Origin of the sequence: Marinomonas balearica (genome assembly GCF_004362145.1) — a bacterium.
Classification (GTDB): Bacteria; Pseudomonadota; Gammaproteobacteria; order Pseudomonadales; family Marinomonadaceae; genus Marinomonas; species Marinomonas balearica.
Genome location: NZ_SNXC01000017.1, coordinates 57,780 through 68,565, shown reverse-complemented (window position 1 = coordinate 68,565; position 10,786 = coordinate 57,780). Strand labels below are relative to the sequence as shown.

Here is a 10,786-nt window from a genome sequence, read left to right as displayed (position 1 = left end):
ACTTGGAATTCGTTACAAGTGCAATCCAGTATAACCTACGGTAGAGAATTATCCCAAAGCGCCCTAGTGGAAGCGACACTATGGGTAAAATTCGAACTTGAATTCAGGAACTACAAGATATTCCACTAGCTTTTTTCGGCAAGTTTAAAGAAGTTAATCGCTGTCAGAAGATCGTTAGACTGGCGTTCCTGACTTTGAATTTCTTCTTCAATGCTCTGTAAATTGTCAACACTCCTACCCGAAAGGTCGCTAATTTTCTGAACGTTTACATTGATTTCGTTTGTTACGCTTACCTGCTGCTCTGAGGCTGCGGACACTTGGATGCTCATTTGTGTCACGTAATCAATAGAGCGTGCAATCGAGTTATAGACGGCTTCGGACTCTTCCATCAATTCCGCCACATTTTTGGCGCCTGCTTGAGAAGTGTTAACCGCATGCACTACGTTCTCGGAACCCGCTTGAATGGTCGTGATGATATTTGAAATTTGATCGACCGAGTCTTGAGTTTTTGATGCTAAGCTTCGAACCTCGTCTGCAACAACAGAAAAACCACGACCTTGTTCGCCAGCTCGCGCTGCCTCAATGGCTGCGTTCAACGCTAACAAATTTGTTTGATCTGCAATATTTCGTATAACGTCTATAATTTCTGCAATGTTAGCGCTGCTTTCTTCTAGCTTACCCGCCATATCCGCCGCTTTATTCATATCTTTGGATAGCATTCCCGCGGCTTCAAGCGTCTCATTTACTTTTAATATGCCTATTTCAACTTGTTCCTCGGCACTTTTCGCTTGCCCAGAGGCTTGCGTCGCATTGCTTGAGATTTCATGGGTCGCAGCGGCCATTTCATTCGCAGAAGCAGCAACCGCAGAGGTTTCCATTAGTTGATTGTCGGCGGATTTCTTTGAGTTTGCGACCGATTGAGTCATTGATGTACTAGACTGCTGGATGTCGCTTGTTAACAACTTCAAATTACTGATCATATTTGAGAGCGAATGCGCAGATTGATTAAGTGAGGCATTAAGTGATCCAAACTCGTCATTGGCGACAACGTCTATCGTATGTGTTAAATCACCTTCAGCAATATATTTAGAAAAGCGAATGGATTTTAATAATGGAGTCATGATCGATGTATATAGATAGTAGCCCATTATCAAGGCAACCAATAATGCAACAACAACGATCGCTTCCATGGAAAAAATCTGACGTGCTGACTTCACTTTTAGTTGAGCCGTTTCGGACTCAACTAAAAGGCGCATCGTTTTACTGATATCCGACGCCAACAAGAACATATTTGATGTTACTTTCGATAACTTGATATTTGTCTTATGCGTTTCACGAAAAAGGTGCTGGTAGACCAAGACGCTGTCGTTCAATTCTACCAATAGCTTTTTGGTATTTTCAGATAACATCGTCTTCTGTAATGTTTCCGCTTGTTCAGCCAGAATAGAAATTTCTTTTTCAATATAATCTGCTGATTTCTCTGTAGGCTTTGTATTGTACTTCCAAACCCAAACACGAATATCATTTAAGTGATCTTTTAAAAACTTTGCATTTTTATAGCGATTAAACTCTTCAAAATCATGTCTATTTTCAGCAAAGTGGTGAGCAATAGAAAGTAATACAGCGTTTATACTTTTGGAGATGTTTGCAGCTTCATTGTCAAACTTTTTACGTGCTAATATTGCACTTTTCTTATTGTCATAGAAATCATCAAACGAGTGTTCGAATTCTATAATATCATCTAGGATGGTTTTAATAGCAGAAAAATTAGAGTGCGTATCCATTTGCTTTTGGACATTTAAAATAATCCCCTTTGCATTGCGGACATGCTCATAAAATTCAATTTTGAACTGCTCTTTTTCTGCGATCATGTAATCTTCTTGAGCTAATCGAGCCAGCGACACTTCTCTATTTGCTGTATTTATCTCATGCAGAATATTATTTTCATTATTTACTGAATGTAAGGTGAAGTATGAAACTGAACCTATTAACAAAATAAGTACTGAAAGTATAAAAAGTGTTCCAAATAGTTTGTTTTTAATGGTCATAATACTGTTTTTATCTTAAGGATTTGATCTCTGATCAATAAAGAGAAGATGGGCGTTATATTTCGCGGCATCATAGCATATGGAAAACAGAATTATAGTAAGGCTCTGAAAAGATAAGTTTTGGTTGTAAAGTAAGGTTTTTATACATGAACGAACTGTTCAAATATAAGACAATAGCGCACTAAAAGTGCAAATGAAGTACATAATAAGAACATCAATCATAAGTGACGGCAACGACTTCCCTCCGTCGACTATACAAACTTCCCTTTGTCACTCAAATTTGAACAGGGCTCAACTTTAGACTTTGAGACATTAGACTGTCAATCCATGCTAAGAAGTAAATTAGTACACCACTAAAGCTGGATAGAACTGAGAAAATAAAGAAATTGCTAAGATAGAAATAAACTAAAAAAACGTTATATGCTATACGAGCTAACATTCACAGAACTATATATACCAAAAGTGATTTTGTTTTTGAGCTACCAGTAACTCCCTTTTATATTCTATGTGAGTTTTTACAAGGAGTTACTTATCTAGGGAAGGTGTGAACAAGTCCACTGGCTTCAGCGAAAATTTAACTCGATGTCCGGCACGCCCTTTGGGACTTTCAGTGAAAAACAACAAAATTTCGTTTATTTCTACCTCCCTTATATAGAAGGTAGAAATAACACTAGGATCTAAAATTCTCCTGCTGCATCGACTAACGCATCCCACAGATACTCTGAACTGGAAATATCAGAAAGAAGGTAATATCTTTCGGTTTTTTCTGATATTACCTGTTTAAACACAACAGCATTAACACGAGCAACCGAAGTTTGAGCAATGCTACCCGACGGAAAAACAGATTCTCGTAAATCAACACCGCAGATTTTAGCAAATAAGTTCGCTAGCGTTCCTTTATCTCGTTCGTTAAAGGAAAAGAGTGCATGGCTATGCTGACAGAAAAGTCGGTAAACGTCGGGGCTATTTTTTGCCGCACTCTCCAAGGCTGCAATATATTCACTTTTGCTTTTTTGCTTAGGCTCAAATGTTTCATTCGAATCCGACTCAATATCCAATAGCCAAATTTCCGTAAAGCTCAATCGCAATACGGCAAAACCACCACTGAAAGTAGCTTGGTTTGGCTTTTCTGGGATAGTGACACCTTGCTCCCGCAAAAACGCAATGGCGCCTTTGCCACGAAATCCAATTCGCGCTTTTACAGTATGGTTCGATATCGTGACACCCGCGTTAGGCGAGACCTGTTGCTCTACTTCAACAACACTACGTCGTAGATGAGAGGCTGCACTTAGGTTGAAATCATTATTTAAAGCAGTCATATTTTATACCTCTTGACGGTCGTTGTTTGCATCGTAAAAAGGCAGCTTAACGACTTCAGCCATGACCACGGCGCCATTGTCTACCCGAATAGGAAACGTATTACCAACATCTTGCTGATCAATCCCCACAAAAGCCATGCCAATATTGGCGCCGATTGTACTGGAATATTCACTTGACGTTATATTCCCTGTGATGGCACACGTTGGATCGCGATCGTTTTCGAGCACGATATGCCCTTCCTTCGGTTTGATAGCGGAAGGTGGAAGCTTAAAGCCAACTAATTTACGAGTCTGCTTTCTTGCCATAACTATGTCGACTGATTTACGCCCCACAAAGAACGGCTTTTTACGGCTAATAGCCCAATCAAGTGACAACTCTCCTGGATGAGACATACCGTCAGTATCCTGACTCACAATGATATGGCCTTTTTCTAAACGTAAAAGGCGTTGTGTTTCAACCCCAAAAGGCTGCATCCCAAACTCTTCACCAGCAACCATAAGTAGATCCCAAAGAAACTCGCCAAACAAAGCCGGCATATGGATCTCGTAACCTAGCTCTCCTACAAACCCTACTCGCATCAATCTAACCGGAATGCCTTCTATTGTTCCTTCTCGGTACGCCAGATAAGGGAACGACTCATTACTGAAGTCAACGTCATTACACACTTTGTTCATCACGTTTCGAGCGATTGGCCCCGCGACATTTACAGCTGCAAAGGCTGAGGTTACGTTAGTAATATCGACGTCTAAACGCCACTGTGCATTCCACTTTGTCATTTCACGATACACAGCATCGACACCACTGGTGGTAGCAGTAACGTAATAATGATCGTCTGCTATTCGACAAGAGACGCCATCGTCAATAACCACCCCTTGCTCATTGGTTAATACTGCATAACGTGTTTTTCCAACAGGCTGTTTTAAAAATGCGAAGGTGTATATTCGGTTCATGAATTCCGCAGCGTCGGTTCCGCGAATTTCAAGACCTCCCAATGTACTAACATCAATCATCCCTACGCCGTTACGAACCTGTTGAGATTCTTGCTGAATAATCTTATCCCTATTTTTAGGGTCGCCATAGAATGCTGGGCGACGCCAAATACCAGCGGGAATCATGTGTGCACCAAGTTCAAGGTGTCGCTTATGCATCGGCGTGCGTTTTTGAGGGCTAAATATTCGCCCTGCAATGTTGGCCAGCTTCTCCGGAACAAAGGGAGGACGCGCAGTAGTCACCCCCGTTTCAGTAACCGTTCGATTAGTGGCATCGGCCACCAATCGAGCAGTAGGTAGTGCAGAATGACGCCCTTGGGACGGCCCCATTCCTACGGTAGAAAATCGTTTCACAAGCTGAACATCACGATATCCAAGTCGCGTGGCATTAACGATGTCTTTTGCTTGTAAATCTTCATCGAAATCAACGAAGTCTTTACCTTTAGGGTGTTTAAAAATAGGCCAATCAAAATTCGTTTGCTTAGTGCAAAGCACTTGAGTCGCTGTGTTGTGATTATTGTCTTCAAGCCCCAATGCAATCAGTGCTTTAGATGCCGCGTATTCGCCGTCTTTGACAACAAGCTCCAGCTCATGCACACCATTAACAGAACCGGCAATATGCAAACCATCAACAAGATTCGTTAAGGAGAACCGGGAACTCATATCATCGTAGCTAAGCTTCGCACCTGCCTGACACAACAACTGATATACAGGCATATAGCCCGCAGACATACACAACATATCGCATGGAATAGTAACGCCGCCCTCCGCAACTGCGCCTTTTCCAACGATCCCGCGCACGTCAACGGCAGCCAAATGACGTTTATCGGATGAAGGAATCGCTTCATAGACCGTCGCGTTATTTTGAATCGCGATACCTTTGGATTTCACCGCTTCTATCAATATCAGGTCATCTGCCTGTGCGCGCATGTCAATCAGCATAGGAACGGTAACACCATTTTCCGCTAACTCTAACGCGCACAAATACCCATCGTCATTTCCTGTTAAGACGACCGCTCGTTGCGCGGGCTTTATTGCATACTGAGACATTAAGCGCATCGCTGCGCTGGACATGACAACACCGGGGACATCGTTATTACGAAACACCACATGTTGCTCAAACGCTCCTGACGCAACCACACATTGTTTGGCGCGAACCTTATACATTCGAGTGCCTTGAATTACGGGCAGGTAATTATCAGTAAACCATCCGTTACACGTCGCATTCGTTAAGATTTGAACGTTTTCATGTTCCTCAATACGAGACACAAGTTTGTTACGAAGCGTGGCCGCTTTAACGCCCTCTACATCAAATCGATGATAGCTCAATGCACCACCAAGGATTGGGTTTTCGTCCACCAGCAAAACACTTGCGCCCGCATCCGCAGCTTTTAGTGCAGCGGCTAACCCAGCAGGTCCCGCGCCAATGACGGCGACATCGTGAAATAGATAGGCTTTGTCGTAATATTGATCTGTATCTTTATGAATCGGATCAAACGTTAAATCAGCAGTACCTAAACCTGCTTTTTTACGAATGAAGGGTTCCCATTTGTCCCATACACCTTTCGGTTTATAGAACGATCGATAATAGAAACCAACAGGCATAAAACGCCCCGCCAAACCCAATTTTTCGTCTTTGTCGTTTTCTAACGAACCGTTGTAGTTCTGCCCTTGGACTTTAAGCTGGTTAGACAAAGGCGTTCTGTCTGCAAGCACATTCGGCTCTGATGGAAGTTGCACCAGTGTATTGGCATCCTGCCCTGCCATGGTCAATGGACCACGAGGACGATGATACTTGAATGATCTAGACATAAGCCATTGATCATTTGCGATTAAAGCGCTGGCGATCGTATCGCCTTCAAACCCTTCATGTTCTATGCCTTCGAATTCAAACTTAACCGTTTTATCCCGGTTAATAAAAAGACCTTTTGGTGCGGATAAGCGGTTATTTATGCTCATTTTAGCCCCTCCGTTTGCAAAACTGGTGCAGGTTGATCATCAGGAGCGTTGAATTCAACACGTTCACTAAAAAGCTCGGATGAGTCATAGGTTTTAACAATTTCGTCACTCGCGGTGTGACGCTCAGCAATAAACCAATAACCTGATGGAGAATGAAACCACCATTCTTTGACGATGCGGATGTTGTTATCAGAGTAAAACACATAGTCTGCCCATTCTTTGTCTGAACAGGTCGCTTGGTTTGGCATAGGGCGGACTTCCCCACCGTAGACAAACTCACTGATGTTACGTGGTCCGTTTAGCGGACAATTCATTAATTTCATGAGTCACTGCTCCTCACATCTCATTTAATTAGTGGCTCGCAGCCGTTGCACCCATTTCGTTAACCTGACGGAACTCATCAAATCGATCCATTGAAAATGGTGCGATAAGATCGGGCACCTTGCCTCCTGAAGCGACCAGTTCCGCCATCGTTTTTCCGCATATTGGCGTTGATTTAAAGCCCCATGTACCCCAACCGGCATCAAGATAATAATTTTCAACAGGACTTAACCCCATAATCGGGCTGTAGTCCGACGTCATGTCGGTGATACCTGCCCATTGACGCATGAGCTTTAGATTTGCCATAAACGGAAACATTTCAACCGCATGAGCCAGCAGACTTTCTTTAAGGTCGAGCGTAGAACGAGTGTTATACAACGGATAAGGATCTGAGCCCCCACCAAAAACGATCTCTCCACGGCCCGTTTGCTGTACGTAACAATGCAATGCAGACGAACTTACCAAAGGATCAAGAAACGGTTTTACCGGTTGAGTGACCATCGCTTGCAATGGATAGGTCGTGATCGGCATTTTAATTCCAGCCATTGCCGCAACAAGCGAACTGTGTCCCGCCACCGCTTGTATCACGCAATCACAATGAACAGTTCCGCGATTCGTTTTAACTCCGGTTGCTCGACCCTTTTCAACAATGACATCAACGACTTCTGTTAGTTGGTGTAGTTCAACACCTCGTTGGGTCGCACCTTTAGCGTAACCCCATGCAACGGCGTCATGGCGTGCTGTTGCGCCATCAATATGCCAAAGCCCCGCCAACACAGGCATGTCTGCAGGGTTCATATTCAATGTAGGAACCAGTTCTTTAATCTGTTGAGGGTCAATCAGTTCCGTTCGTCCACCGAAGTGCTTATTGACTTCAGTACGTTGTCGAAATGAGCGCACGGTGGCATCAGTATGCGCCAGCGTCAGTTGCCCACGAGATGAATACATGATGTTGAAATCAAACTCATTCGAAAGCCCCTGAAATAGATCCACGGATTCTTTGTAGAATTTAACGCCTTCTGAAGTGAGGTAGTTCGAGCGAATAACCGCGGTGTTTCTAGCAGTATTCCCGCCACCGAGATAACCTTTTTCTAATATCGCAATGTTAGTAATGCCGTGATACTTCGCTAAATAGTACGCCGTGGCGACGCCGTGTCCGCCACCACCAATGATCACAACATCGTAGTGTTTTTTAAGCTCAGACGGCGATGGCAGGTCTGCGTCTTGCTCGAAAGGATAGTCATTTTTAAGACCGTATTTCAGTAATGAAAAAGGCATCGCTTACATCTCCGTCTGCATTTGAGCTGAAAAGGGTTTATTGGTCGGTAAGTTAATTTGATTTTTAGCTGCGGTTAATGTGTTTTGCATCAAACACGCGATCGTCATGGGCCCTACTCCGCCGGGCACAGGGCTCAGCGCTGACGCAACACCAGAAACAGAGTCAAACTCAACATCCCCTACTAGTTTTCGTTTTCCATCTCGGCTTATTGCATTGATTCCCACATCAATGACAACAGCCCCTGTTTTCACCCAGCTCGACTTAACCATTTCAGGTTGGCCGACTGCAGCAATCAATATGTCGGCTTGTTGGCACAATGACTCAATATTTTGAGTGCGAGAATGAACAACTGTGACCGTGCAATTGGCTTGCAACAATAACTGTGCCATTGGCTTGCCAACGATATTAGAACGCCCGATCACCACAGCGTGTTTTCCAGAGAGGCCACTTAGACAGTCGCCAAAATGTTGACGCAACATCAGCATGCAACCGAGTGGCGTACACGGCGTTAGACTCGCCTCTCCTGTACCAAGACGTCCGACATTTTGAGGGTGAAATCCATCTACGTCTTTTTCAGGCGCAATGGATTCGATCACCTTTTTCTCACAAAGGTGAGAAGGCAACGGCAACTGAACCAATATTCCATGAACATTTGGGTTGGAATTTAACTGCTCAATCACACCATCTAACTCGGATTGAGAGCAGTCTTCACTGAGGTAATGCTCAATTGAGTTAAGCCCCGCTTCTTTTGCGCGTTTTACTTTACTCGATACATACACCTGACTCGCTGGATCGTGGCCGACTAGAACCACGGCCAGACCGGGAACCACATTATGGCTCGCTTTAAACTGTTCAACCTCTTTAGTCAGTCCCTGAATAAGACCATTCGCAAGACGTTTCCCGTCAATTCTATCCGCCACGTTGCCACCTTATCTAAACTGTCGTTTGGTTTTCTGCTTCATTACCTAAAAGACGTATTGAAGGTTATTTAAAAACAATCGTTTTATTGCCGTACATGAATACACGATGTTCTAAGTGCATACGCACCGCATTTGCTAAAGCAACGGTTTCCGTATCGCGCCCAACGGCCACGAGACGCTCAGATGAATAAGTATGATCAACAGGCTGAACCGCTTGCTCAATGATTGGGCCTTCATCTAAATCTGAAGTGACATAATGTGCGGTCGCACCAATTAGCTTAACGCCACGTTCATGGGCTTGGTGGTAAGGCTTAGCACCTTTGAAACCGGGTAGAAAAGAGTGATGGATATTAATCGCACGACCGTGCAATTTTTTACACAAGGAATCCGAAAGAATTTGCATATAGCGAGCCAATACAACCAAATCGGTATTGGTCTCTTCAACAATTTGCATCAATGCATCTTCTTGATCGAATTTATTCTCTTTGGTCACAGGCAAATGGACAAAACGAATACCTTCGCGCTCCGCCATAGATCGTAGGTCTTTATGATTTGAAACAATGGCTGTGATTTCCATCGGAAGCTCACCTTTACGGTGACGATAAAGCAGATCATCCAAACAGTGATCAAACTTGCTGACCATTAGTAGCACCCTGACTGGCTCATCCATATCATAGATACTCCAATCCATATTAAAGCGCGAAACTTGATCATCCAAACCTGCTCGAATACTGCTAATAGAATTATCATCAGACTCGACCTTACACAGAGCACGCATGAAGAAGCGTTGGGTGTCTTCATCATCGTATTGATGCATTTCAGAAATATAGCACCCGTGATCTGCCAAATAGGTAGAAACGGACGCCACGATTCCACTTGTTGCATCACATGAGGCTTTCAGTACGAACTCTTTCGGTTGAGACATGAATCACTCCTCTAAATCTTTAAATACATATATGAATAAACTTTTTGTACTTATCACTTTAAATACAGGTTTAAATTCAATATATTGAAATAAATTTTATTTTGAAAACAAAATCACAATATTTAAGTAACTATCACCTAATTTTATTCAAATATGAAAAATATTTTTACATGAGGAAGAAAATGCCGGAATCCACCAACAATAAGGTGCCTGATTACTACGTACCAGCATTGGCACGAGGGCTTCAAATCATCGAAATGTTTGATAAGGAAAATCGAGTATTAAGCACTCAAGATTTTGCAGACCAACTAGGAGTAAGCGCATCATCAACGTATCGTATTGTTCAAACCTTATTGGACATGGGGTATCTGAAAAAAGTCACACGCAATGCTTACGAACTGGGACCGCAGGTTGTTTCCAGAGGCTTTGCTTTTTTGGCGGGGAAAGATCTTGTCGACATTGCTGCTCCTCACTTAAACGCACTGCGCGACAATACTTCTATCTCTTGTCATTTGGCCATACGTGATGGGTTAGACACTGTCTATATCTACCGAGCGCAAGCTGCACAGCGTTTATCAGTAAATATGCCTGTCGGCGCTCGATTACCTTGCCATTCGAACGCCATGGGAAGATTACTATTGCAGCAGTTAAGCGACATTGAGTTCAATGCAATGTATCAGACCATTCAACTAGACCGTTATCCAGGACCTCACCCTCAAAGCCTCCCAGAACTGAAAACACTGTTAAAAAAAGAGTGGCATCAAGGATATTCTAGTAACCGATCTGACAACGCTACCGCAATCGCCGTACCTGTGACCAATTATTTAGGGAAAACCGTTGCTGCGATCAACATTTCTGGCGCGGACCAAATCATGAACAATCAGGAACAATTTGAAGAAGCAAAAACATTATTGCTGGAAACGGCAAAGGCTATTTCAAAAGAAACACCTTAAAAGATAAAGCGAGATAAGAAAAAGAAAAGAATCGAAAAGAAAAATTTAGGGTGAACATCCATGTTCCATATA

8 protein-coding genes are annotated in these 10,786 nt (G+C 43.2%); 1 reads left to right on the top strand and 7 read right to left on the bottom strand.

Translation table 11 applies throughout. From position 1 onward, the window contains the following. Nucleotides 1-125: 125 nt before the first annotated feature. From DFP79_RS17625 to purU, 7 genes are all read right to left on the bottom strand, one after another. Nucleotides 126-2,048 carry a methyl-accepting chemotaxis protein gene (locus tag DFP79_RS17625; RefSeq protein ID WP_133505257.1) on the bottom strand — a complete coding sequence of 641 codons (1,923 nt, stop codon included), beginning with the start codon at nucleotides 2,046-2,048 and terminating at the stop codon, nucleotides 126-128. 677 nt (nucleotides 2,049-2,725) lie between these two features. Continuing rightward, nucleotides 2,726-3,367 carry an aminomethyltransferase family protein gene (locus tag DFP79_RS17620; protein WP_133505256.1) on the bottom strand — a complete coding sequence of 214 codons (642 nt, stop codon included), beginning with the start codon at nucleotides 3,365-3,367 and terminating at the stop codon, nucleotides 2,726-2,728. Nucleotides 3,368-3,370: 3 nt separating this feature from the next. Beyond that, the gene (locus DFP79_RS17615; RefSeq protein ID WP_133505255.1) at nucleotides 3,371-6,316 is read right to left on the bottom strand and encodes a 2Fe-2S iron-sulfur cluster-binding protein; all 2,946 of its coding nucleotides are present in this window, start codon (nucleotides 6,314-6,316) and stop codon (nucleotides 3,371-3,373) included. Beyond that, a complete protein-coding gene (locus tag DFP79_RS17610) occupies nucleotides 6,313-6,639 on the bottom strand; it encodes a sarcosine oxidase subunit delta (RefSeq protein ID WP_133505254.1) in 327 nt (108 codons plus the stop codon). Before DFP79_RS17610 ends, DFP79_RS17615 begins: the two co-directional genes overlap by 4 nt. Nucleotides 6,640-6,667: 28 nt before the next feature. Next, on the bottom strand, nucleotides 6,668-7,915 hold the full coding sequence (locus DFP79_RS17605) for an FAD-dependent oxidoreductase (RefSeq protein ID WP_133505253.1): 1,248 nt from the start codon (nucleotides 7,913-7,915) through the stop codon (nucleotides 6,668-6,670). A gap of 3 nt (nucleotides 7,916-7,918) precedes the next feature. After that, entirely contained in the window at nucleotides 7,919-8,836 is a 918-nt protein-coding gene (folD, locus tag DFP79_RS17600) for a bifunctional methylenetetrahydrofolate dehydrogenase/methenyltetrahydrofolate cyclohydrolase FolD (RefSeq protein ID WP_133505252.1), read from the bottom strand. 64 nt (nucleotides 8,837-8,900) lie between these two features. Further along, nucleotides 8,901-9,761, bottom strand: a complete 861-nt coding sequence (gene purU, locus DFP79_RS17595) for a formyltetrahydrofolate deformylase (RefSeq protein WP_133505251.1) — start codon at nucleotides 9,759-9,761, stop codon at nucleotides 8,901-8,903. A 182-nt stretch (nucleotides 9,762-9,943) separates the two neighbouring features. On the opposite strand from purU, the gene DFP79_RS17590 reads away from it, so the two are divergent. Continuing rightward, nucleotides 9,944-10,714, top strand: coding sequence for an IclR family transcriptional regulator (locus tag DFP79_RS17590; RefSeq protein ID WP_133505250.1), 771 nt, complete (start codon nucleotides 9,944-9,946; stop codon nucleotides 10,712-10,714). Nucleotides 10,715-10,786 lie beyond the last annotated feature (72 nt).

Excerpts from the sequence above, each read along its gene's own strand:
- DFP79_RS17625 (WP_133505257.1), bottom strand. The coding sequence starts at position 2,048 with ATGACCATTAAAAACAAACTATTTGGAACACTTTTTATACTTTCAGTA.
- DFP79_RS17610 (WP_133505254.1), bottom strand. The coding sequence starts at position 6,639 with ATGAAATTAATGAATTGTCCGCTAAACGGACCACGTAACATCAGTGAG.
- DFP79_RS17615 (WP_133505255.1), bottom strand. The coding sequence starts at position 6,316 with ATGAGCATAAATAACCGCTTATCCGCACCAAAAGGTCTTTTTATTAAC.
- DFP79_RS17590 (WP_133505250.1), top strand. The coding sequence starts at position 9,944 with ATGCCGGAATCCACCAACAATAAGGTGCCTGATTACTACGTACCAGCA.
- purU (WP_133505251.1), bottom strand. The coding sequence starts at position 9,761 with ATGTCTCAACCGAAAGAGTTCGTACTGAAAGCCTCATGTGATGCAACA.
- DFP79_RS17605 (WP_133505253.1), bottom strand. The coding sequence starts at position 7,915 with ATGCCTTTTTCATTACTGAAATACGGTCTTAAAAATGACTATCCTTTC.
- DFP79_RS17620 (WP_133505256.1), bottom strand. The coding sequence starts at position 3,367 with ATGACTGCTTTAAATAATGATTTCAACCTAAGTGCAGCCTCTCATCTA.